General features: G+C 57.3%; 17 protein-coding genes and 2 tRNA genes. 17 read left to right on the forward strand and 2 right to left on the reverse strand.

Annotated elements, in window-relative coordinates; genetic code table 11:
* Positions 1 to 151: 151 nt before the first annotated feature.
* The 6 genes from CRI94_RS12355 (at position 152) to surE (ending at position 7,738) form a co-directional block, all read left to right on the forward strand.
* Positions 152 to 1,072, forward strand: coding sequence for an undecaprenyl pyrophosphate synthase (locus CRI94_RS12355; RefSeq protein ID WP_245846181.1), 921 nt, complete (start codon positions 152 to 154; stop codon positions 1,070 to 1,072).
* Between the two features lie 617 nt (positions 1,073 to 1,689).
* Complete coding sequence (bamA, locus tag CRI94_RS12360) at positions 1,690 to 4,224, forward strand: outer membrane protein assembly factor BamA (protein ID WP_098076174.1); 2,535 nt, start codon at positions 1,690 to 1,692, stop codon at positions 4,222 to 4,224.
* Positions 4,225 to 4,326: 102 nt separating this feature from the next.
* Positions 4,327 to 5,013 (forward strand): OmpH/Skp family outer membrane protein, encoded by a 687-nt coding sequence (locus tag CRI94_RS12365; protein WP_245846182.1) that lies wholly within the window; start codon positions 4,327 to 4,329, stop codon positions 5,011 to 5,013.
* Positions 5,014 to 5,162: 149 nt separating this feature from the next.
* Positions 5,163 to 5,744, forward strand: a complete 582-nt coding sequence (locus CRI94_RS12370; RefSeq protein ID WP_098076176.1) for an OmpH/Skp family outer membrane protein — start codon at positions 5,163 to 5,165, stop codon at positions 5,742 to 5,744.
* A gap of 291 nt (positions 5,745 to 6,035) precedes the next feature.
* Positions 6,036 to 6,869 (forward strand): 3-methyl-2-oxobutanoate hydroxymethyltransferase, encoded by an 834-nt coding sequence (panB, locus tag CRI94_RS12380; RefSeq protein ID WP_098076180.1) that lies wholly within the window; start codon positions 6,036 to 6,038, stop codon positions 6,867 to 6,869.
* Positions 6,870 to 6,934: 65 nt separating this feature from the next.
* Positions 6,935 to 7,738, forward strand: a complete 804-nt coding sequence (surE, locus tag CRI94_RS12385) for a 5'/3'-nucleotidase SurE (RefSeq protein WP_098076182.1) — start codon at positions 6,935 to 6,937, stop codon at positions 7,736 to 7,738.
* A 35-nt stretch (positions 7,739 to 7,773) separates the two neighbouring features.
* On the opposite strand, the gene CRI94_RS12390 is transcribed toward surE, so the two are convergent.
* Entirely contained in the window at positions 7,774 to 8,910 is a 1,137-nt protein-coding gene (locus tag CRI94_RS12390) for a mechanosensitive ion channel family protein (protein ID WP_245846183.1), read from the reverse strand.
* 79 nt (positions 8,911 to 8,989) lie between these two features.
* Positions 8,990 to 9,877: a bifunctional methylenetetrahydrofolate dehydrogenase/methenyltetrahydrofolate cyclohydrolase FolD gene (gene folD, locus CRI94_RS12395; RefSeq protein WP_098076184.1), complete on the reverse strand. Its 888-nt coding sequence runs from the start codon at positions 9,875 to 9,877 to the stop codon at positions 8,990 to 8,992.
* A gap of 324 nt (positions 9,878 to 10,201) precedes the next feature.
* On the opposite strand from folD, the gene CRI94_RS12400 reads away from it, so the two are divergent.
* The 11 genes from CRI94_RS12400 (at position 10,202) to CRI94_RS12450 (ending at position 24,653) form a co-directional block, all read left to right on the forward strand.
* Positions 10,202 to 11,221 (forward strand): aspartate kinase, encoded by a 1,020-nt coding sequence (locus tag CRI94_RS12400; protein WP_098076186.1) that lies wholly within the window; start codon positions 10,202 to 10,204, stop codon positions 11,219 to 11,221.
* 46 nt (positions 11,222 to 11,267) lie between these two features.
* Entirely contained in the window at positions 11,268 to 12,323 is a 1,056-nt protein-coding gene (asd, locus tag CRI94_RS12405; protein WP_098076188.1) for an aspartate-semialdehyde dehydrogenase, read from the forward strand.
* Positions 12,324 to 12,412: 89 nt separating this feature from the next.
* Positions 12,413 to 12,940 carry a GNAT family N-acetyltransferase gene (locus CRI94_RS12410; protein ID WP_098076190.1) on the forward strand — a complete coding sequence of 176 codons (528 nt, stop codon included), beginning with the start codon at positions 12,413 to 12,415 and terminating at the stop codon, positions 12,938 to 12,940.
* 145 nt (positions 12,941 to 13,085) lie between these two features.
* Positions 13,086 to 13,161 (forward strand) — tRNA-Gly (locus CRI94_RS12415).
* A gap of 83 nt (positions 13,162 to 13,244) precedes the next feature.
* A tRNA-Gly gene (locus tag CRI94_RS12420) sits at positions 13,245 to 13,317 on the forward strand.
* Positions 13,318 to 13,770: 453 nt separating this feature from the next.
* Positions 13,771 to 16,254 carry a GAF domain-containing protein gene (locus CRI94_RS12425; protein WP_098076192.1) on the forward strand — a complete coding sequence of 828 codons (2,484 nt, stop codon included), beginning with the start codon at positions 13,771 to 13,773 and terminating at the stop codon, positions 16,252 to 16,254.
* A gap of 478 nt (positions 16,255 to 16,732) precedes the next feature.
* Positions 16,733 to 17,464, forward strand: a complete 732-nt coding sequence (locus CRI94_RS12430; RefSeq protein ID WP_098076194.1) for a response regulator transcription factor — start codon at positions 16,733 to 16,735, stop codon at positions 17,462 to 17,464.
* 841 nt (positions 17,465 to 18,305) lie between these two features.
* Complete coding sequence (locus CRI94_RS12435; RefSeq protein WP_098076627.1) at positions 18,306 to 19,043, forward strand: response regulator transcription factor; 738 nt, start codon at positions 18,306 to 18,308, stop codon at positions 19,041 to 19,043.
* A gap of 321 nt (positions 19,044 to 19,364) precedes the next feature.
* Positions 19,365 to 20,582 carry a glycosyltransferase family 4 protein gene (locus CRI94_RS12440; RefSeq protein WP_098076630.1) on the forward strand — a complete coding sequence of 406 codons (1,218 nt, stop codon included), beginning with the start codon at positions 19,365 to 19,367 and terminating at the stop codon, positions 20,580 to 20,582.
* 66 nt (positions 20,583 to 20,648) lie between these two features.
* Positions 20,649 to 22,142 (forward strand): undecaprenyl-phosphate galactose phosphotransferase WbaP, encoded by a 1,494-nt coding sequence (gene wbaP, locus CRI94_RS12445; protein WP_098076196.1) that lies wholly within the window; start codon positions 20,649 to 20,651, stop codon positions 22,140 to 22,142.
* Between the two features lie 87 nt (positions 22,143 to 22,229).
* Positions 22,230 to 24,653 carry a polysaccharide biosynthesis tyrosine autokinase gene (locus tag CRI94_RS12450; protein ID WP_098076198.1) on the forward strand — a complete coding sequence of 808 codons (2,424 nt, stop codon included), beginning with the start codon at positions 22,230 to 22,232 and terminating at the stop codon, positions 24,651 to 24,653.
* Positions 24,654 to 24,672 lie beyond the last annotated feature (19 nt).

Genomic DNA, 24,672 nt, shown 5'->3' on the forward strand with positions numbered 1-24,672 from the left:
TCTTCGGTAGCGATACCTTTAATCTGTAAAGTCGATACTCGCTCCGGTCTCTGCGAGTATCATCGTGAAAAACGCGACGCTCTGGTCGTGCAGGCCTTCGCGTGTCTGCGGCAGGCCGGGATAGAAGAACCTGTCACGTTATCGAAAAAGGATGGCTTCCGAATCGATGTCCACACCTGAGTCCTCGTCCGCTTCCAAGTCTGCGGGCGAAGAAGTCTCCACCGAAGACACCCGCTCGGCTGCCGATGTTCGCGAGCAGCAGGCGTTGCGTCAACGAGGGGAGGTCCCTCGGCACATCGCGTGCATCATGGACGGCAATGGCCGCTGGGCACAGTGCAGGGATCAGCACCGCTCTTACGGTCACTACGAGGGCGTTTCGTCTGTTCGCGACGTGACGGAAACGTGTGCGCACGTCGGGGTCGACTACCTCACGCTGTACACGTTTAGCACCGAGAACTGGAACCGTCCCGAGTTCGAGGTCAATGCGCTCATGGAGCTTCTCGTTCGGACGATCGAGAAGGAGCGGGAGACGCTGATGCGCAACAACGTACAGCTCAACACGATCGGGGACCTGCAAGAACTCCCCGAGCCATGCCGTGACGCGTTGAACCGAACCAAAGAAGAAACGTCGGTCAACGATGGAATGACATTGACGCTGGCACTATCGTACAGCGGGCGGTGGGAAATCATCGACGCCGTTCGGGACATCGCTCGAAAGGTTCGCGACGGTGAGTTGGAACCGGAAGCCGTAGACGAAGCCCTCTTTGCTCGCTATCTCGATACGGCTGGCATGCCAGACCCGGATCTGATCATCCGGACCGGTGGGGAATACCGTCTTTCAAATTTCCTGCTCTGGCAGAGCGCCTATACCGAGTTGTATATAACGGACTGTTACTGGCCAGACTTTCGTTCGGACGAGCTGTACGAAGCAATTCGAACGTATCAGGATCGTGATCGGCGATTTGGCCGCGTCGAGGCGCCGACGGAGTCAACATCTGGGGATGGTGCGGTCCCGAACGATGCGTCATCGGACGCCACCATCTCATCTCCTGACGTGCTTCCGTCGTCTTAACGGACCGAACAAACCGTGCTTCGATGAGCGAGAGCGGGCAAACCGGGCCGGATCCAGGCGCGTGAAGCAGGTGAACGTGAAGCGGTTCCACGCCCCGGAGGACGTGCCCCTGGGGGGCTGCGCACAGCTCGAATGAGGTAGTATTGGGCCTCTTAGTCTGTCGATGTCCTCGCCCGAAGCGCCATTCGCCCAGCGATTGGACGGGTAGGGTAATTCGTCTATTTCTTTCGTCTATTGGCTAGCGCTTGCGGGCCTCGTTCGGCCAGCGCCCTGTAGCTATTCTCGTTGTGACGGGGTCGACTTGAGGAAAACGAAGCGGATAAGACAATAACGACGCCCCACCTGCGTTCAAACTAATCCGCAGGGCGCCGACTCCACCGTCATGCGCTCGTGAAGGCTGGAACAACTTTGTGGGGCGATGGCAATAGACGCCGTTGAACGTAGTTTAGCCGGTGTCCATTTCGAAACTGCGAACCTCCCGCCGGGTTGCTTGAACGATACCCTGACGTAGGTCGAATCGTCCTATTCCCGGCATTTTGTACCAATCTGAATTGATGCCGGCGGTCGTCCCTGCGACCCTCTCTCGTTTGTCACCCGATCACCTTTTGTTTCCAGGCATGCGATTTCGCTCCCTCCTCCTCGTTCTAGCGATTCTGCTCTGGGTCGTACCGGCAGAAGCGCAAGTCCCCAACGGAGGACTGCAGAGTTCGCCCGGCGCACAGGCGTCGACGTTTATCATCGACAACATCCGGGTCGAAGGCGTCGAGGACCAGCAGACGCAAACGTTCATCTCGCAAACGAGCGGACTTGCTCGTGGGATGGAGGTTCAGATGCCAGCAGGGCAAAGGATTGCCGACGCGATCCGATCCATCTATGACCTGCAACTCTTCTCGGACGTCCGTATCTACCGAGAATCAACGACCGGCCGGAACGTAGATCTCGTCATCGAAGTGACGCCGGAGCCCCGCCTTGGGCGATACAACTTCACCGGAATCAAAGGTCGTCACGAAGACGATTTGCGAGAAAAAATAACGCTCCTTTCTGGACGTCCGGTGCGTCCGTCGGATACGGAACGCGCGAAGCAACAGATCAAGGCCTTTTACGCTGAGAAAGGGTATCTCCGGACGGAGGTCGATATTGAGAAAACGACGACGGCGGACAATCGCGTAAACCTTACGTTTAAGGTTGATCGCCGCGAGAAAGTCGAGGTCGAGACGATCGATTTCGTTGGTAACGAAATGTTCGATGATGGCGATCTCCGAGGCGCGATGGACGAAACCAAGGAGAACCGCTGGTGGCGCTTCTGGAAAGGGGAGAAGTTTAAAGAGAACGCGTACGAGGACGATCTCGAAAGTGTCGTTGATTACTACAACGCGCGAGGATATTACGACGCCCGGATCGTTAGCGACTCCGTCTACTACAGCAGTGAGGACGGGATCGGCATTCGGGTAGAGGTTCAGGAGGGGCAGAAGTATTACGTCCGAAACATCGACTGGGAAGGGAATACCATCTTCCCTGACCGGACCCTTACGGAGCGTCTCGGACTGGAGGAGGATGAGCCGTGGAATGGAAAGCGACTGGAGGAAAATCTTCTCGGAAACCGGGAGGGAAGCGACGTGATGGGGCTCTACATGGATCAGGGCTACATGCGCGCCAACATCCAGCCGACCGTCCGGGTTGTCGGTGATGACTCCCTCGACATCACGTTTGATGTGCGGGAGGGCGAGATCTATAACTTCGGTGACATCCAGATCACGGGCAACAACAAGACGAAGAGTCATGTCATCCGTCGTGAGCTGTACACGGTGCCGGGGCAGCGTTTCAGCCGAAGCGCGATTCAGGAGTCGATTCGTCGTCTCATGCAGCTGAAGTACTTCAGTCAGGAATCGCTGGCAGCGGGTCCAGACGTACGAGTTGACGAGCAAGACAAGCAGGCAAATCTGACCTACAACGTCGAGGAGGTCGGAAGCGACCAGGTGGAGCTGTCCGGAACATATGGGCGCCAGCTGGGGCTTATCCTGCAGCTCGGGTTCCAGTTCAACAACTTCTCGATTCAGAATCTCTTCAACGGTGATGCCTGGCGCCCGCTGCCGACCGGCGACGGGCAGAAACTCGGCGTGAATGTGCGCACGAACGGTACGTTCTACCAGAGCTATTCGCTGTCCTTCACCGAGCCATGGTTCCGCGGCCGCCCTACGCCTCTCGGTGGGTCGATCTCGTACTCGCGCTTCAGCAACACACCCAGCCAGTTCCGCTTTCAGCAGCAGGACCGCACGGAGGTCGGCGACGGCCGGTTCACGCGAGTCAGCGGGTCCGTCTTTTACGAGCGGCGTCTCGGTTGGCCGGACGACAAATTCAGCACGGGCACGACGCTCGGTTTCCAGCTATACAACAACGTGCAGCGCTACCGCTCCTCCACCGATCCTAGTGCGGAGCCGGTGAATCGCGGCCTGATTTCGTCGGTGCCGCCTGGGCGAAACCAGCTGGTGACGATTCGCCAGTCGCTGACACGCAACTCTCAGGACAACCCGCTCTTCCCACGAAGTGGCTCCAAAATGGAGCTCTCGCTCGAGGTGGCCCCGCCGATTGGTGATTTGCAGCAGTACCACAAGTGGCGCCTGAATACGCGCTGGAATCTACCGATGGGCAATAAATTCTCGCTTGGCATCGGAACCGACTTCGGATACATCGGCTCCCTGACCGGCGAAGATGTTGGCTTCGAGCGCTTTGAGGTTGGCGGGACGCCCTTCGACTACAGCGGCTATAATTACGGGACGGATCCTGTCTTCGTCCGTGGTTTCCCGGCCCGCGTCATCGGCCCGCGTGCCAACGACGGACAGATTCCGATCGGCGGTACGGTGCTGAATAAGTATACGGCCGAATTCCGTTGGAAAGCCGTCGAGTCGCAGCAGCTGCAGGCCCAGCCGTACCTATTCGCCGATGCGGCAAATACGTGGATCGGGTTTGATAGCTACAATCCGAGCGAGCTATACCGAGCTGCTGGTGTAGGACTCAAGATCTTCCTACCGATTGTCGGAATGATCGAAGTCAACTACGGCTACAACTTCGATAGCTACGTTCCGCTAGAGGCAAACGACGACGGCGTGTCGGACTGGACGTTCCAGTTCTCTCTCGGCCGAGGATTTAACTAGCAGAACGCCTTCCGGGTCTCGCCTTGAGCTGTTTCTTGCGCTCTGTTGCCGCTGGGGCGAGTCTCCGCCCGATGTTCTCCATTGACTTGCACAACCCGCACCGTGCCTGATTTCCGACCTCGTCGATGTCTAGCGCGCCCTCGTACGAGCGGTACACGCCAGAGCTCGAACGGGGGCTCGATCCAGGCACGTGCTCTGTGCGTATGTCTCGTTCTACTTCTGACCACCGCCCTCATCCCGTCGTCTGTTCAAGCGCAGCAGAAGATTGGGCATATCGATTCCCAGTACATTCTTGATCGACTGCCTGAATACAAGACTGTTCAGCAGAAGCTTGATCAGGTCGAGCAGCAGTGGCGAGCAGAGATAGAAGAGGCTCGGAACCGTGTCGAAGAACTGCGTCAAGAGTTCCAGGCGCGCGAGCTCCTCTACACGGACGAAGAGCGAGCAGAGCGACAGAAGGAGATTGACGAAGCGCGTCGTGAAGTAGAAGCGCTACGACAGCGCTACTTCGGGCCAAATGGTGAGCTGTTTGCTCGCCAACGCGAGCTGATGCGACCGATTCAAGAACGCATTCTGGTCGCCGTCGAAGAAGTCGCTACGAGCGACGGATACGATTACGTTCTGGACCAAAGTGGCGACGTCCTCTTCATGTTTACGCGAGAACAGAACGATTTGAGCGACGCCGTCCTGCGAGAGCTGGGCGTCGATGTCGATCGCCAGCAGAACAACGCTGCACCGGCGAACGGGACGCAGCCGCAAGGGAACAGTCCCGGGCGTCGCAACAACTAGAGACGGTCCTTTTCCAATGAGACCGCGCACATTATTGTGCATTGTCCGCGCTGAGTCCGCTCCGTGTGAAGAATACGAGCCCGGATACGAAACTCAACCGGACCTCCGTTTCACCCCTGATCGTACTTACGAGAATCGACTGACTAATCATGATCCGACGACTACAAACGCTTGCCCTGTTTCTTCTGGTAGGCGGACTTCTGCTTGCCGCTCCAGCGCAGGCACAAAAGATCGGCTACACGAATCAGCAGCTGATCCTGGTCAACATGCCGGAATACGCCAACGTGCAGCAGCAGTTGCAGCAGGAGGCCCAGCAACAGCAGCAGCAGCTGCAGCAGGAGCAGCAGCAGTTTCAGCAGCGTCTACAGACGTACCAGCGCCAGCAGTCGCTACTGGCTGACTCCGTAAAGGCTCGCCGAGAGAATGAGCTGCGTCAGCAACAGCAGGAGCTCCAGCGTTCGGCCGCTCAGCGCGAGCAGCAGCTTGCTCAGCGCGAACAGGAGCTTATGCAGCCGCTTCTCGAAGAACTACAAACGGCCATTGGCGATGTCTCCGAGCAGCAGAATATTGACATCGTGATGCGGACGGAAGCCCTTCTCTACGTCTCTGAAAATACAGAGTCGGCCGTTGACATCACCGTTGACGTCGCGCGACAGCTCGGCATTGAAGTGCCGGAAGGCGATGCGCAGCCGGAGCCGACGGTCGACATGGAGGGTCCGGATACGCCGTAGTCCTGTAGCACGAGGTCGGGATGTCCGTCGGATCATGACGTGATCGGGCGTTTCCCCCGACATCGTATATTGCATGACGCCGGAGCGCGGGTTCCTTACCGGGGAGCCCGCGCTTCGTGTTTTCTGTCGTGTTGGGCGGAACGCGTTCTCGCAGAACGCTCGCATGGCCGGGATGGAGAGCCGACAGATTCTGCATGCGCATTTGGGGGCAGTCGAGATCTTTCGTACGTTACACCGCCCCGCTTACTCCTGCCACCCCGTTCCTCGCCTCGATCGCGTAAAGCAGAAACCATGAGTACCCAGACGACGCCTCCAAATCCCTCCGACGTCCCTCGCGTCACGACAAAGACGCTGCAAGAAATGAAGTCGGCCGATATCCCGATCGCGATGCTCACAGCATACGATTTCACGTCGGCTCGTCTACTCGACCAGGCGGGTGTTGATGTCCTGCTAGTGGGTGACTCCGCGTCGAATGTCATGGCGGGCAATGAGACGACACTGCCCATGACGCTCGACCATATGATTTATCACGCTCAGTGCGTGGTGAATGCCATCGAGCGAGCCCTCGTCGTCGTTGACCTTCCGTTTGGAACGTACCAGGGCAACTCGAGAGAGGCGCTCGTGTCCGCCATCCGTGTGATGAAAGAGGCAGGTGCTCACGGCGTGAAGCTGGAGGGTGGACACGTCATAGCCGATACGATCGAGCGAATCGTGACAGCGGGGATTCCGGTGATGGGACATCTCGGCCTCACGCCGCAGAGCATTTACAATTTCGGTTCGTACAAAGTCCGGGCCCAGGAAGAGGAAGAAGCCGAGCAGTTGCTGGCAGACGCGAAGCGATTAGAGGAGGCCGGATGCTTTGCTCTCGTGCTGGAAAAAATCCCGGCCGGTCTCGCTACGAAGGTGACGGAGTCGATCGACATTCCCGTCATCGGTATTGGTGCGGGAAGTGGGACGGACGGTCAGGTCCTCGTCATGCACGATGCTCTCGGGCTTACCACGGACTTTAATCCGCGATTTGTGAGACGCTACGCGCGCTTAGACGAGGAAATCAAAGGTGCTGTTGGGCGGTATATCGAAGATGTCCGTAGTCGCGACTTTCCGAGTGAAGACGAAAGCTACTGACCTACTGTCGAGATTTGACTGTAGGAATCGACTTCTGAATGAGATTCTTCTTTTGATCTATCTGCATGTCTTCAACCGATTCAACCCCCGATCGCCCATTCATTCTCATCTGCAACGACGACGGGATTGATGCTCCCGGAATCCAGGCGCTGGCCACGGCCCTCGATGGGCATGGTGATCTCTGCGTCGTCGCTCCCGAGCGGGAGCAGAGCGCCGTGGGTCACGCCATTACCGTACGCGATCCGGTGCGTGCGCACAGGTATGAGTTCGAGGTGCCTTCCGGCCCGATTCCGGCCTGGGCGGTAAGTGGGACACCGGCAGACTGCATCAAGCTGGCGACGCACCAACTGCTGGACCGACGTCCGGATGTTGTCGTGAGCGGAATCAATCGCGGGCCGAATACGGCGGTTAACATTCTTTATTCCGGAACCGTGAGTGCGGCTACGGAAGCTGCCATTCTCGGATTCGACGCGGTTGCGGTGTCCCTGTGCTCGTTCACTCGAGACGAATACGAAGCCGCAGGTCGATTTGCCGAACAGATTGTTGACCGCGTGTTAGCCGGTGGCTTGCCGCCCGGCGTACTCCTAAATGTGAACGTGCCCGCTTACGAGAAGAGCGAAATTAAGGGAATCCGGGTGACCCGCCAGGCACGGTCGCGTTGGGAAGAGAGCTTCGAGGCGCGCGTCGACCCGTTCGACCGGCCCTACTACTGGATAGCCGGCAAATTCGTGAACCTGGACGATGGAGACGAGACCGATCTAGAGGCGATTGAAAATGGGTACGTGTCGGTCACGCCAATCCAGTTTGATCTCACTGCCTACGAGCACCTGAAATCCATTCGCGACTGGCAGTGGAACGGGGAAGAGTAAGGACAATGCGGATATATCCGATCGATGTCCGGCCGTCATGCATCCGGCTCTTCAGCTGAAGGATTGGTCGACGTCCCGTTCTCCTGTTTGTTGAATAGCGTGCTATCGTGGAGGCCGCGAGCTTCGTCGAGGAAGAGCTGGCGATGGGGGAACGGAATCTCGATATCCGCCTCTCGTAGGGCTTCGCGAACCTTTTCGGTGTACTCCCATCGCATCGGAACCTCTTCGCTGGGTTCGCGGATGAAGAAGCGGAGTGTCATGGTGACGGCCGAGTCCGCCATCCCCGTAACGACGACAGAGGGCTCGGGCCGCGTCAGAATGCGGTCGTCATCCTCCAGAATTGGAAGCACGGCCTCACGAGCCTCTTGCGGATACTCTTTGTACGCGATCCCGAACTCGATGTCGATCCGGAGCGTGTTCTGCTTCGTGTGGTTGACGACCTCCTGTGTTATCATCTCCGTGTTCGGTAGGACGAGCACCTCGTTCCGGACGCTTCGGATACGCGTAGAGCGGAGCGTGATTTCGTGAACCTGGCCGTAGTGATCTTTGATCACGATGTAGTCGCCCACCTTGAACGGCTTATCCATGAGGATCGTGACACCGGCGATGAAGTTTTCGAGGGAGTCACGTGCGGCAAAACCGACGGCGATACCGGCAATCGAAAGACCCGCTACGAGGGCCGTCACATTCACGCCGAGCGAACTCAAGACCATCGCGATGATGAACGTGATCGCGATGACGCGAAATGATTTCATGAGCAGGCCCTGAACGCCTGCATCAATTCTACTACTGTGGTCGAAGATGCGCGCCAGCGCGCGATCAACGAGTCGGTAGATCGTGAACAAGATGACGAGGTAGAGAAGCGCCTCGACCACGTTGGCAAGAATGTTTCCTCCCGCGACGATAGCGCCTTCGTAAACGAGTTTCTCGATCGCCTGCCAGTCGCCCGCACGAGCATAGCGGATCACGTCAATGACGAACTCGCCAAAGTCCTGAGCCAGATTCGTTGCCTGATCCATCGGGTTGGAATCGGCCGAATCAGCGACTGCGGACGAATCCGTTGGTGCTGAATCGTTGGATCCGCTGGAGAAGGGCGTGAAGATCCCTCGATTGAAAAATGACGGCACGGACGTCGAGTCGGCAGCGGCCGTATCGGCAGATTGAGGCAACATAGACGACTAGAACGGTTTGGGAAGCAGGCGCAGCGGATACGTCCGAGTACGCTCCGACGGGATTGAGAGAAGAGCCGCGTTACGGAGCCACAACGTCAGCATGACGACGGGCTGCGTTCATCGTGTTTTTTAGCAACATGGCACGCGTCATCAAGCCGACACCGCCAGGAACTGGTGTGATCCATGAGGCCTTCTCCCGAACGCCCTCGAAATCGATGTCTCCGGCGAGCCGGTATCCCTTGTCTCGGGACTCATCGTCCACACGATTGATGCCCACGTCGACGACGACAGCGCCTTCCTTGACCATGTCAGCTGTGATGAAATTGGCTCGCCCGACGGCGGCAACGAGTAGATCAGCCTCGCGGGTGTGTGCTGCAAGATTGCGGGTCCGGCTATGGCATACGGTGACCGTCGCATTGATGTCCCGTTGCATCAACAGGGCCGCCAGTGGTTTGCCGACGATGTTCGAGCGGCCAACGATCACAGCACGCATTCCTTCTGTCTCAATCTTCGAGCGCTTTAGCATTTCCACGATGCCAAATGGCGTCGCGGGGATGAACGACGGGGCACCGATGAGGAGACGTCCAAGATTCTCCGGATGAAACCCGTCGACATCCTTCTCTGGATCGATGGCGTCAATCACCGAGCGATCATCGATGTGATCGGGGAGAGGAAGCTGGACGAGAATGCCGTCGACGCTTGGATCGGTATTCAGTCGATCCACGACCCCGAGCAGGTCGGCTTCGGAAATGTCGTCGTCGAATCGGAGGGTCTCACTGTCGATGCCGGCCTCGCGGGCGTCCTTTTCCTTCCCGCGGACATATGCTTCCGATGCCGGGTTCGAGCCGATCAAGACGACGCGGAGGCAGGGTGGGCGTTGTCCGCTGTCGGTCCAGGCTTGGACTTCAGCAGCAACGTCATTGCGAACGGATTGGGCGAGCTCTTTTCCGTTGAGAATCTGGGCCACGGGAGGAGAAAGCGGTGAGGATGGGACGGTGGAGGAGAATACACTCTACACCATACAAAAAGCTATCCCCGTGTGAAACGTCTCCTCCCCGTAGAGATGCGAAAAGTGATTGAGGAGGGCCCTTTTTCGACGTGGTAATGGGTCGAAATGAACGGGCTACGTACCGCTTGATCTAGATGCCCGGATCGTTTCGAGGACAGCAGGTGAACCCGGGACCGCAAACGGAACGTTCTTCGTCGGCGCTGGGTAGCAACGCGTCCAGTCGAAAACGGGCCGGGCCGCCCCGATTTCGCTCACGTCGCCTCCTGCCACCGCGCTTATCGCATGTCCACCGCTGCTTCGCCGTCGCCGATCTCGCCGTCCTCCTGGTCTAATGTCCCTCTTGCCGCTCGTCCAGTGGCCGTGTTGAAGTTCGGAGGCTCATCCGTCGGCTCGCCCGAAACGTTCTCCACCGTGGTGGATGTGGTATCTGAGTCGGTAAAGCACGGTCCCATCGTCGTCATTGCCTCTGCGCTCGCGCGGGTCACGCGACTTCTCTCGGGTGCCCTCGAAAACTTTACCACGCATCATCACGACGAAGGCGTCGTCGATGAATTGGTCGATACGCTCCGACGGCGTCATCTCGATCACGCCGAGGCGGCGCTGCGATCTGACTCTCTCGAAGCGTATCGACTCATCCTGGACGATCATCTGTCTCGCCTTCGAACCGTTTTCGGGCGCGTCCGGGAGGAAGGGTTTTCTCCAGCGCTGCGGGACTCCGTGCTTGCGGCCGGAGAGCAGATGTCGGTTCCGATTCTCACCCTTGCTCTACAGGACGCAGGATATCTCGCACCCCATTGCGACGCCACGCAACTTGTGGTTACAGACGACGCGTTCGGTGGAGCCAATGTTCAACTCACCGATTCAGCCGATCGCATCCGGCGCTGGTATGGCGGGCTCGACGAAAAGGCTATCCCAGTCGTAGCAGGATTCATCGGTGCGACACGAGCCGGGACAATCACGACCCTCGGGTTCGAAGGGAGCGACTATTCGGCCGCGCTTTTCGCCGCGATTCTTGAGGCCGGTGCGCTCACCCGATACACGGATGTCAACGGCCTATACACGTCGGACCCAAACACGGACGCGAACGCGGAACGCCTCGACCGGATCGACATGGAAGAGGCCTACGCGCGAACGGAGTCCGGTGCTCTCGGCATGCACCCCAAAACGCTCCGTCCACTCGTGCACGCAGGTATTCCGATGCAGGTTCGATCGATCTTGCGCCCGCAGGCGCGTGGTACCTGCATCCTCCCGACCGGCGTCGACCTTTCCGTGATCGTACCTCCAGTGCCAGCGGCCGACTGACCCTCGACCGGACGGCCCTTTTCCCCAGACCTATTCCTTCTGCCTCATGTCTATGCCTTCGTTCAACGTCGGGATTCTCGGTGCTACGGGCGCTGTCGGACAGACATTCATCCGACTCCTCGAAGATCATCCCTGGTTCACCGTCACGGCTCTCGCTGCTTCGGAGCGTTCCGCAGGTAAACCGTACCGGGAGGCGGCCAACTGGCTCAGCGGAAAGCGGATGCCCGATGCTGTCGCCGAGCTCGAGGTGACGACCACGGAGCCGTCGGAGATGGATTGCGACTTCGTGTTCTCGGGCCTCAGTTCGTCCGTTGCGGGTGACGTTGAGAAGGCGTTTGCGGAGGCTGGCTTTCCGGTAATCTCCAACGCGAAGAATTACCGAATGCAGGAGGACGTGCCGCTGCTCATCCCGGAAGTGAACGCGGATCACGCCCGACTGGTCGAGAACCAGGACTGGGGCTCTGACGGGTTCATCGTCACCAATCCAAATTGTTCGACGGTTGGACTTGTGTGCGCGTTGCGTCCACTCGTTGACGCCTTCGGAGTAGAGAAGGTGCAGGTGACCATGCTGCAGGCCCTTTCAGGAGCGGGATATCCGGGCGTTTCATCGCTCGATGCGCTCGGGAACGTGATTCCGTACATTGGAGGAGAAGAGGACAAACTTGCGACGGAGCCACGGAAGATTCTTGGGCAACTGGAAAATGGCGAAATCAGGCCGGCGGACATGGTCGTGAGCGCACAGTGCAATCGCGTGCCGGTTCGACAGGGTCACCTCGCGTGCATCTCCGTCGCCTGCACTGAGCCTGTGAACGTTACGGATGTCACTGACGCACTGGAGTCATACCGGTCGCCTCTGACGTCTGAAGATCTACCGAGCGTGCCAGATGCGTTCCTGCGCGTGATGGACGAAGTGGATGCTCCGCAGCCGCTTCGTCATGTGAAGAACGGCAACGGGATGACCGTTTCGATTGGTCGCATTCAGGAATGCCCCGTTAACCATGTGAAGTTCGTTGCGCTGTCACACAACACGATTCGGGGGGCAGCCGGCGGTGCGGTTCTAAACGCCGAATTGCTCGCTCGCGATGGCTACCTGTCCGCATGAGGTAAAAGCTTCCTGGGTGCTCTACGGACATTGTTCGTGGACGCATGCGTCCGGATCCGATCGCTTTCATTCATCCGATACATGTTTGTATGGCCTACGCTGATGTACGCCGCGCGCTCAAAACTGACCGTGATGCTGTAACGGAGCTGTGGATCAACTTTTTGGATGAGCAGGCGGAGACCGACGACCGTCTGGACGTGTCGGAAGATGCAGAAGAGCGCTGGAAAAACGACTTTCCCGCCTGGCTAGAAGACGAGACTCGGCGCGTCTATGTAGTCGAAGCAGATGGTGATGTCGTTGGCTTTGCGACCGCTCATCGCACCGCTCCTCCGCCGATTTACGAGTCGCGCGGAGAGGTCTACCTTGATGAGATCTACGTCCAGCCGGACTATCGGCGTGCCGGCCGGGGGAAGCAGCTTGTCGAGGCGGTTGTGGCATGGAGTGACCGCGTTCACGCCGAGCGTATCCGACTGAGCGTCCTCGACTTGAATCGCGGTGCACGAGACTTCTGGGAAGCACAGGACGCCGTTGCATTCTCTCAGACGTACACGATAGAGAGGGAGGTCGCCGAGGATGCCAAGGATGACGAAGGAACGAAAAAGATCGGATTCGTCTAGGAACCGAGGGTAGGGGGCGGCGTTTCGCAGCATCCCTTAACCGAGCAGCACACGGGACGGGTTGGCCGCTCGTGCAAATCGTGTGATGCTGCGGCGCGGACTTGACATCGACGGTGCGATTTGGTACCGTTTTGATCCGCAATCCGCGGGTGTAGCTCAGTGGCTAGAGCATCTGCTTGCCATGCAGAAGGTCGTGAGTTCGAATCTCATCACCCGCTCCAGACCGGTTGACCCGGCAGAGTATACATTTTATTTTTGAGATAGCATCGCACGTATGTAGCTTACGGTGTTATCGACGCCTCCAGCGGGTGTAGCTCAGTGGCTAGAGCATCTGCTTGCCATGCAGAAGGTCGTGAGTTCGAATCTCATCACCCGCTCCGCGAGATCGGCTTAGACGACGAAGGATTCAACGTCCTTCGTCGTCTTTTTTTATTGTCTAGACGGTCGTTACCGGGTCGTATTCGTTGCCGTCCATGAGTATTCGCTAGCGCATGGGGTAATGGATTCCGGAATGAAAACATGTAATATAAGAGAGACTTATGAATGGAAGTAGATTCCTATGATTTAGGATGAGCCGGCATGCTCCATAGGATGATGCCGAACTGTGCCTGTACGGGCAATTTGGCGGGGCAACAGAGAGCGATCTTCTGTCGTTCTTGGCTTTGCAACATCAGTTGACTGATTCTTCAGCAGCATGTTGAAGTCATACGCTTCAATACGTATTGGAACGCACCCCGGGCGGAGTATCGATCGTATCGTTCCCGTTTTCTCAAGTCGAGACTCGTGGTGTCCTTCCAGTACATTCGGGTCTCTTACAACACACTCTATCCATGAGTATTGACCGCTCGGCTGCACCCGCTCTACCTGCTATGGAGGAAACAGAGAACGGCGCTCTCCTGCGCAACATCATTTTAGCTACGGCACAACTGCTTCGCGGTGATGACCTGCATCTCGCCGTGGAGCGCGCGCTTGACCTGGTGGGGCAAGCCGTCGGAGCGGATGCCGCTGCCATCTACGAGTATACGCCATCTCGGGCAGCCGCAGTCAGCGATGTCAAAACGACAGCGACACGCGAGCACCGGGACGATTCCTCGGGCGTACACGCCCAACTGCTCTATTCCTGGTCGACCCCTGCGGAGGAAACCGTGACGGCAGCCGATTCGCCCGATCAAGGGGGCGAGCATTCGGCGGCGAAGGGAGCAGGTTTTTCCATGACGTTGCCGATCACCGTTGGCGACATGACGTGGGGGACGCTTCAATTTCAGACATCCAGCGCTCGTGCGGAGTGGACTCGCCGGCGCATCAGTGTGCTGCAACTCATGGCTCAGAATTTTGGCGAGGCCATTCGGCATAGCCGGTCTCGATCGGTCAGGCAGACGCCACTTCCGGATGTGGTATCTCAGGTCATCGAGCATGCCGAGTCGTCTGGCCAGCTCAAGGGGGGCGTCGCTGTCGTGAGCCCCGATGGTCAGGTCATGTATCAGAATGATGCTCTTGTCGACATCTGTGGGCAGACGCGTGTGGGCCTCAACCGGAACGGAGGGCTGATTCCGGTCGTGCGACCGGTTGAGCGTCGGGGTGACTTGCGCGCGGCTCTACGAGACGGAACCGAACTGGACGTCAATGTGTCGGTCGGAGCGACGGACGCGGTTTCCCTTCGTCTGCATGTGACTCCAATACACGACGCCGATGAGCCTGTATGCTCGGTGTGCTGGTTTCAAAGCACGGCTGAAAACGTTTGCACGCTAACAAACGAACGTCAGAATCTGAGTCTTCGGCGCCGCGTACGAGCGGAGCGTGCGCTGGTCGACGCCTCGAGGTTGCTCGTCTCCTCCGATGCATGTGACTTCGACGAGTTGCTCGATATTGTCGGACAAGCGACCGGGGCGCAGTACGCGTATCTCGTCATCATCACGCCCGATGACGTCGTCGGTTTTCCGCAGAGTGGATCTCTATCGGACGTAACCCGGCAGCCTATCCACCTCGACACCTACCGGCAGTACGAGTGGTTTCTGTCTCCGAAAATATCGCATGAGCGGAATGTGGAGGCTGAGAGTGGGCCGACTTTTGCCGTTCCGATCCTTTCGTCTGACGATCAACTTTTCGGATACCTTGGCATCGAGTATGAGGTTGGCTCAGCCCCGTATCATGACGAGGATGCACGGGTCCTTTCCGTCCTCGGTGATATGCTGTGCACGTATCTTCGTCGACAGCTATCGGAAGAGGCGCTGCGTCGAAGCGAGCAGCGGTATCGCTACTTTGTCGATACGATCGCCGAAGCCATCTGGCGCATCGATCTGGCGCGTCCGCTACCTGAGGAGGCATCGGTGCAGGCTCAGGTCGATCATGTTTTGGAATACGGAGTCGTTAGCGAAGCCAATGCGGCACTCGCAGATCTCTTTGGCGTGTCATCACCGGAGGCGCTGATTGATATTCCTGTATCTCAGTTCATGAAGGAGGTAAATCGGGACTTTCTTTTTGAGCTCGCGGAGGCTGGATTTGAGCTTCAGCAGTACGAGTATGTGGTGTCGATCGACGATCAGCCATCTCGCTACTTCGTCATCAACACCGTGGGTGTGGACGACGGAAATGGAATCGAGGGCATCTGGGGGAGTGGGGCCGAGGTCACCGATCGCGTCGTGCTTGAGCGCCGAATGGTAGAAGCGCTTGAGCGGCAGCAGCAACGGTTTGGGCATGATCTCCACGACCGGGTGAGTCAGCAGCTTGCTGGTACCCGAATGCTCGCGCAAAACCTGTCGTCCCGATACTTCGATGATGATCCCAGGGGACAGCGAGAGGTCAACAAGATTATCGATTACGTTCAGGAGGCTGCACAGCACGTCTCAGATCTACAGCGAGGCGTGATGCCGGTCCAGGTAGATCGGGATGGACTGGCGCAGGGACTCCGCGAACTGAGCAGCCGGATCGATCGTCTTCCCGGAATCAGGTGCACCTACGATCATGACGGTCGAACGGATGTCGATGACCACGAAGTGAAGCTACAGATGTACCGTATCGCCCAGGAGGCGACGCGAAATGCACTTACACACGGTGATCCGTCACACATCCACATCGAACTGGTTGGCACCGAATCATCCATCCACCTGAAAGTGGAGGACGACGGCGCGGGCTTCAACCCCGAGCGCCTTCAGGAAGGGGAAGCGTCGGCGCTTGGTCTGCACAGTATGAGGTATCGTGCACACGTCATTGGGGCATCGCTGCACATCGACTCGTCGGAAGGGGAGGGAACGCGGATCGAGGTCACACTCCCGCGTTCGGCGACCGAGCCTAACCACGGGCCGTTTGTCGCTTGATGCGAGCGTATCCCACGCTTGATTGCGCGTTTGCCCGTTTCAGACGACGAAAGGTGCTACGATGATGGAGAGAAAGACGGGGCGATCCATCCCAGACGCGCCCCGAAAGGACCGAAGGAGCAAGCCAATATTCCCCGCGAGTTTGCTATTCGGTTCGCGTGCAGTATCTTTTAAACGAAGGTTTGGATAAGGCGGAATACGCTTTTGCGCGCGGATTGCCTAGACATTCTCGAATTGCGCCATCTGTGATCCCCGCGTACCGTGTTCTCTCATCCAAAAGATGAATGAGGCGCACTCAGTATTGACGTTGTTGTAGGCAGTTGACTTCCGATCATCCAGATGTAGTCTCCTTGCGAGGTTAGCGTATTACTCCTCGCAGGGACGAAAAGTGTGATGGGTCGGACCCTAGCGGGTTCGTTCGTTGGTGAACACTCCCCGCTTTCTTTCCTGTGACCGAAGCAGACCGCACCGACCACTCATGGCCAACTCTACGAACAACCGCGCGAGCGACCACATCCGTGTCTTCATCGTCGACGATCATCCTGCGATTCGCGAGGCGGTCGCTGATACGATCGACGGCACTATGGACCTTGAAATCTGTGGACAGGCAAGCTCTTCTGATGAAGCCTTCCGCATGATCGAGGAACTCGAGCCGGATGTCGCGATCGTCGATATTTCTCTCAACGATGCACACGGGCTCGACCTCGTTCAAAATGTCCGGGCACAGTACCCGGATGTGAAGATGATCGTATTCTCCATGTACGATGAAAACGTGTATGCTGAGCGGGCGATTCGTGCTGGAGCGTCGGGCTACCTCATGAAGAGTGAGCCGACCAAAAGCGTCATTGAAGCCATCCGAAGTGTCCACCGCGGGGAGGTATACCTCAGCCGGAAGATGGCGTCTCGGATTCTGAACAAAGTTGCAATGGGACGTAACTCCGAGCCGAGCTTTGCGATTGACGAGCTTACCGATCGGGAGATGGCCGTTTTTCAGATGCTTGGACAGGGATACAGTGTCCAGGACATTCAGGATCGGCTCAGTCTGAGCCGTAAGACGATCGAAACGTATCGCCGCCGAGCGAAAGAGAAACTCGGGTTCGATACCGTATCCGAACTGCTGCAGTACGCCGTCCAATGGACGTACGGGCAGGGTACTCATGGTCGTGATGCGGATGTGCCGACGCCCAAGCCCCCCGCTTCCACCTCATAGTGTAGTGACCTGTTCATCATGATGGTGCAACGCGCTGCATCATCAATCCCCACGTAGCACGTGAACGTTTTTGAACGTGCTGCATCCCCAGCGGTGCTCAAGCCACAGGCTCATTCTCTTCGGAGGATGGGCCTGTCGTGTGTTTATCCCATACGTCATTCAGAGCGTTGTTGTCAGCGTCGTCTGGTCTGTAGCGGGGACCTGTACGCAACCGTCTCACCCGGTTTTGGGAGGGACACGGAGTCGATCGATCGGACAGAGGGTACGTGCGGAGACGCGACTGCACCTCGTGTCGTCCGGGCGGGGAACGCGATTCATGTCCGCGACGGGTCTATGCGAAGAATCTAGGGCCGTGTGGGCGCGGGGTGGAAAGATTCATTCACCCGGGGATGGGATCTCGTACGGTGTCGTCATCGATGCACGCGGGTCATAGAACGCCTATATCTCAGTTGAGATCAAGGCGGCCTCGATGACTCGCGGCAGGAGCAAGTGACATCCACGGTATGGCATGGGTCGCAATACACGTTGGACGCGCGCCCGAGGTCTGACTCGTGCCATAGGAACGGTTAACCGGAGATGCGCCCGAACTACACTGTGGGTTGGGCGAGAACTCATGCGAAGCGGAAAGAGCAAAAAGATACTTTCTTCTCGTCGCCTCCGAGAGACTGTCTCATCCAAGTGAATCAATCGCCTCCAGCCAGATTGAGCGCGCATGGGAATTGATCTCCGGATGCCGACCCGCGCACTACTGCCCTGGCGGGTAGAACGATACGACCTCACTCCGCGGATGGCTGTCCTCTTCTTGGGATCGGGTCCGCACCCACAGGTGACCAAAAATCGCATGAACGAAACATCTGAGGCACAGTCCTCGCGCATTCGGCGGGATTCTTCGCACAACACATCCTCCGACCGAACACGCGTGTTTGTCATCGACGATCATCCTGCAATTCGCGAGGCGCTTGCGACGACGATCAATAGCAAGGTCGATATGCGTCTCGTGGGGGAGAGCGGGTCAGCGACGCAAGCACTGCGACAAATGGAGCGCAACGCCCCCGATGTCGTGATCGTCGACATTTCGCTGGACGACGCGCACGGGCTCGACCTCGTAGAGGAGATCCGCGATCGGTTTCCATCGGTTCGGATCATCGTCTTCTCGATGTATGATGAAAGCGTCTACGCCGAGCGAGCGATACGGGCCGGCGCGTCTGGGTATATCATGAAAAGCGAGCCGACGCAAAACGTCGTCAATGCAGTGAAAGCCGTGAGCGAAGGGGATGTATACCTGAGTCGTCGCATGTCGTCTCGCATCCTGAGCAAGGTGATCCGGCAGCAGGACTATCAGCTTGGTTCGGCGACAGAGAAGCTGACGGATCGGGAGATGACCGTTTTTCAAAAGCTTGGGGAAGGCTACAGTGTCCGCGAAATTGCCGCCCAGCTCGATCTGAGTCGAAAAACGATAGAGACGTACCGTCGCCGTGCAAAAGAAAAGCTTGGCTTCGAGACGGTCGCCGAGCTCCTTCAATACGCTGTTCAATGGGCGTATGGTCGAGAAGAGGAGGGTTCTGCGAATGGGCAGTAACGATCTGTATCCGCGAGTCCGGTCTCGATTCCGGATGCGAGTCCATCGAGAAAAGATGGTTCATGCAATCACCCATTTCGCGCACATTTCCAACCATACGTCCCCCGATCTTTGGCGCACTCCGTTCTGGAAAAAGGGCTATCCGTTGGACATATCTGTTTGCCATAAGCCCGTCATCATTGCGCTACTCCTGTACCGTGTCTGGACGCGTCGTGTCGTAGACTATCGGCACGTTCGTCATCTTCGACTCCGCTAACGTTCTGACGATACATGCCCTCAATATCGCACGACATTCTCCACCGATCTGGCTCCATGAGTATGATGCAAGGAGACGGTGGTCCCGATGCGTCCACCGTGCTGCGGCCGGGACACGTTGGTTTAGTGCATGACTGGCTGCCGGTGTATGCGGGTGCCGAGCGTGTTTTAGAACAAATCATTCGTGCGTACCCCTCCTCAGATCTGTACAGTCTCATCGACTTTATCCCTGATGATCAACGTGACTTTTTGCAGGGGAAATCGGTTGAGACATCGTTCATTCAGCGCCTACCATTCTCCAAGTCAAAGTACCGCTACTACCTGCCGCTGGCACCGATGGCGATCGAGCAGTTCGACCTCACGGACTACGACGTCGTGGTCTCGTCTAGCTACGCTGTGGCAAAGGGGATCCTCACGAAGGCCGATCAGCTCCACGTCAGTTACGTGCACAGTCCGATCCGGTATGCCTGGGACCTCCACCATGATTACCTCCGCGAAAGTGGACTGACAAGCGGCATTCGCAGCATGTGTGCCCGTGCGATCCTTCACTACATTCGCCTCTACGACGCCATCGCGGCCAATCGTGTGGACGTCTTCCTCGCAAACTCCCAGCATGTAGCGCGCCGAATATGGAAGACGTATCGGCGCAAGGCGCAGGTCATCTACCCTCCGGTAGACGTTGATCGGTTCCAGCTTCAGGCGAAAAAGGAGGATTTCTACCTCACGATGTCCCGTCTCGTGCCATACAAGCGCATCGATCTGATCGTCGAGGCCTTTACGGCCATGCCAGACAAGGAGCTCGTCGTCATTGGAGATGGTCCGGAGATGAAGAAGATCGAGAAGCTCGCCGGGCCCAACGTGACGCTTCTGGGTTATCAGCCAGATGAGGCGGTGGAGTACTACATGCAAAACGCCCGGGCCTTCGTCTTTGCCGCAGAAGAGGATTTCGGCATTGTACCCGTCGAAGCACAGGCCTGTGGAACACCTGTCATCGCGTACGGGCGGGGCGGTGCGCTGGAAACGATCGTGCCGGGACAAACGGGCATTTTCTTTCAGGAGCAAGACGTAGCTCATTTAAAAAACGCTATTGACGATTTTGAGGCGGTTGAAGATCGTCTTGATCCGGAAACCATCCGTGCAAATGCCGAGCGATTTTCGCCGCAGGTATTCCGCGACGCCTTCACGCGAGCAGTAAATCGAGCCTATGCCGAGTTCATCGACGATCACTTCGTGTCCAACGACCACGCAATGCGTACCGTGGCGCCGGAAGTCGTCGGATCGTGAGATCCGTTGCCGCATCGGCCCTTCGGTGGGTCATTCATCATCTGTTTCGCTTTCGACCTAGATCCTGTGGCTGCGACTCTTCAGCATGATTCGATGATCGGGCCTCCTGCGCCCGAGTTGACGATTGTCTCTCGTGCAGACGTCGCTTCGGCGTCCACACAGTCGTTAGAAGCCGTACATGCACGACGTGCACGCTGGATGACGCTCCTGGCTCTTGCTGTGACCGATTTCGTCGCGTTTGGGTCGGTTCTTGGGATCCTCGATCTGGCGGCCTATGCCGTTGCCCCTGCGTACGCGAGCACGGTCTGGTCGGCGGCGGCTCTACTTCCTGTCATCCTCATTGCGTTCGTCTTTCTCGGGCTGTATCACCACACCCGAATGCATCCAGCAGATGAGATGCGGATGGCGAGTCAGGTGACGGTGACCATCGGCTTGACAGCGGCCATCGCTGTGTACGTGGGCGGCGGCAACTCCATCGTGGCGATGACTATGGTGGCAGCTGCTCTGCTTGGGGCAGTTGTGGTCCCGCTTTGCCGGGGATTCTTCCGAGTCATTTGTGCACGGGCAGAGTGGTGGGGACAACCTGCCGTGGTCATCGGCGAGAAGGAGGAAGCATTGACGGTGACCGATACGCTGAAACGATGGCCGGAAATTGGGCTGCGTCCCGTTGCGCTTCTCACCGATCGACCTGTTGATACACCGATCTGGTCTGGCCCGAGCGGGACGGCCCTACATGTGGCCGCGAATCACGATATACCGTACGCGATTGTCGTCGAACCGAATCTCGACGCCGAAGAGCACGACCATCTTGTCGCACGCTACAGCAAGTTCTTCGACAACGTGCTCGTCGTCCCCGACGTGAAGAAGGGAGCCGCCGCGCTGTGGCGAACCGGACGCTCGCATCAGGGCCTTGTCGGGTACGGCGTGAGTCACTACGAATTGCAGGTCGGTGCGCGGTTCGCCAAGCGCATCATCGACATGATCGGTGCCCTGCTACTCACGATTGTATCGTTTCCCCTGCTTTTGACGATCGCCGTTCTGATCAAGATCGACTCCCCCGGGGGCGTGTTCTACAGCCAGAACCGGATGGGACGCCAGGGCCGATGTTTCTCCGTGTTGAAATTTCGGACGATGCATGTGGATGCAGACGCCATCCTGGCCGACTTGCTCGATAAGGACCCCACGCTACGGGCCGAGTACGAGCAGTTTCACAAACTGCAGGAAGACCCGCGGGTGACCCGGATTGGGCGCGTGTTGCGTCGATACAGTCTGGACGAGCTCCCGCAGCTTTTCAACGTGATCGCAGGAGATATGAGTCTCGTGGGGCCTCGCGCGTACATGCCGAGAGAACTTCCCAAGATGAAAAATCTCGCTCGCATCGTTCTTCAGACCCCACCGGGAATCACTGGGCTGTGGCAGGTTTCAGGTCGAAACGCTCTGAGCTTCGAGCGGCGCGTGGATTTGGATGTGCACTACTTCAAGAACTGGTCGCCATGGCTTGACCTCTACCTGCTCATTCGCACCGTGCCCGTGGTCCTTTCGGGCGAGGGCGCATCTTGACTCAGCGTTCGGGTGCAGAACGCGGTTATAGAGAACCTCAACACTCCTTCTTTCGGTACGCCCCATCATTGCAACACCCCCAGACCCATGAATGACAAGAATCTGAGTCGCTTTGACAGCGGCGACATGACGCCGGCTCCGCTTCGAAACGGGCACGCGAGTAATCGGATGAACGGTTCGGCCCACCATGGTGGCGGTTCGTCTGGCTCTTCGTCAGAAGCCAATGCAGGAATTGATGTCGCGGAAATTCTGGATATGCTCCGTCGCGGCAAGTGGATTATCGCTGCCACGACGATTGTTGTGGTTGCACTGGTCGGAGCGTACACCTACACGGTCGACCCTGTGTACGAGGCGAAGAGTATCGTGAAGATCGATTTAGGTGCACAATCCGGGCCTGGAGGGATGGGGGCCTTCGGGCAGCAGCGTGATCTGGCGAGTGAAGTCGGCGTTCTTCAGTATTCCGCTGAACTCGCCTCCCGGGTCGTTGCTGAGTTACGTGCGACCGAGTCCGCTCTCGAGGAAAAAGGAAAGTTTCCTCTATTATACGGCGAGGACGGTCAAGCGAGGTCAACCAATGAAGTGATGTCTCACATGATGCAACGTGTGAGTTTCGTTCCCATGCAGAGCCAGAGCATGATCCAGTTCACCGTGGAAAGCGGTGTCCCGGAAGAAGCGTCCACGGTAGCGAATCTGTATTCTTCGCAGTACGAAATCTTTAGCCGAGAGAAAGCGAGAGCGAGCGTTACGGCGGCGCGCGATTTCCTGGAAACGCAGGCGGAGAAACGCCGCGAGGAGATTCGAGAACTGGAGCAACAATGGGAAACCTTTGCACAGAATAATCAGGTGGTCACGCAGGGGATCGGCGGTGAGCGACTCGTGGCGGAATATACCGAATTGACTGCACGACGTGACGCTCTTCGATTTGAGTTAGAGCAAGAGGAAGAAGCCCTTCGCCTCCTCCGCGATCAGTTAGCTCAGTTCGAGCCGGGTCTTCGTGAAACGGTTCAACAGGAACAAGAAGCAAGCGGGCTACGAAGCGAGATTAGCGTTCTGGAGCGTAAGATCGGTGAAATGAGGGCAGAAGCTGCTCAATACTACGTTGCCAATGATGGGCTCGAAGGGGATACCGACCGCATCGAGACTGAATTTCCTCAGCTTGCTGATTTGCTTGAGCGGATTAATGGGCTTGAGAAGCGCAAGCGTTCGCTAACGAATCAACTTGTTGCAGAGGCTACGCAGAGCTCGGGACTTCCGGGAGCAACGGCCGGGAATGACTCCCAGATGGGGACCAGTGCCTTAAACCGCATCATGCAGCTTAAAACCCGGATCACAGAGCAAGAAATCCGAATCGGTCAGATTGAGGCGCAAATTGCCGGTTTAGAAAGCGCCATACAAAGCTATGAGCCGCGATTGAACCGAATTCCGCAGCAAACGATTCAGCGGGAGCAAATCGATCGTAAGCTACAGCAGGCCGAACGTTTTTATCAGTCCATAACGTCCGAACTTCAGAAAACCATCATTGCTGAAGAGTCAGAACTTGGATACGTGGAGACGGTCCGAAAGGCGTTCGTGCCGTCGATTCCTGTGAAACCGAACGTTCAACAAAACCTGCTTCTCGGTTTGCTTCTCGGCGTCGGTTTCGGCATCGGACTGGCCTTTCTCCGTTTAGCATCCAACTCGCGAATTTATCGTCCGGACGACCTTCTTCGGAACGGCTATCGCGTAACCGGCGTCGTTCCCAAAATGGATAACGAAATCAAAAAAGAATTTCGAGGTCGTGATACCGTCGAGATTGAAGGACACGAGTTGTCCACGCGGCTTCTTCCTATTCTGAGTCCGTGGTCACCCGTGACTGAGAACTACCGATTGATTCGGACGAACATGCAGTATGCCGGATCCGGTCAATCGTATGGCGAACCGCCACAAACGATTCTTGTGACCAGTCCGGAGCCGGGAGACGGAAAGACGACAACAGCCATAAATCTCGCGCTGACCTTTGTGTTGAGTGGGAAGAAAGTGCTTTTGATCGACGCCGATATGCGTCGTCCGACAGCTCATAAGCTACTTGGAATGGAGCGATCTCCCGGTCTTGCAGAGATGCTCCGCGGGGATGACAAGGTTCAGGTTGTCCGTCGAACCTATGTCGATGGTCTCTACTTCGTGCCAGCAGGAAAAGCAGAGGATCCACCAACCGAAGCGCTAGATTCGGTCCGGATGGACAAGCTCATCGAACTAGGCAAGTCCAGGTGCGATATCGTCATTATTGACACTCCGCCGGTTTTAGCAGCGAGTGATCCACTGGTTCTGGCACCACGAGCAGACGCGACCCTGGTTGTAACGTCGGCAAACTCAACCGATGTGGACTCGCTCGATCTGACGCGTGACATGTTGGAAGGGGTTGGGGTTTCGATAAGCGGTGTCATATTTAACCGCTTTGACGACGCCAAGGCGTCCGGTTCGAATTATAAGTACGGATATTATCACAGCGACAACTATCGCATGGTGTCATAAGCCGGAGAGTGTTCGCTCG

Origin of the sequence: Longibacter salinarum (assembly GCF_002554795.1) — a bacterium.
Lineage (GTDB): Bacteria > Bacteroidota > Rhodothermia > Rhodothermales > Salinibacteraceae > Longibacter > Longibacter salinarum.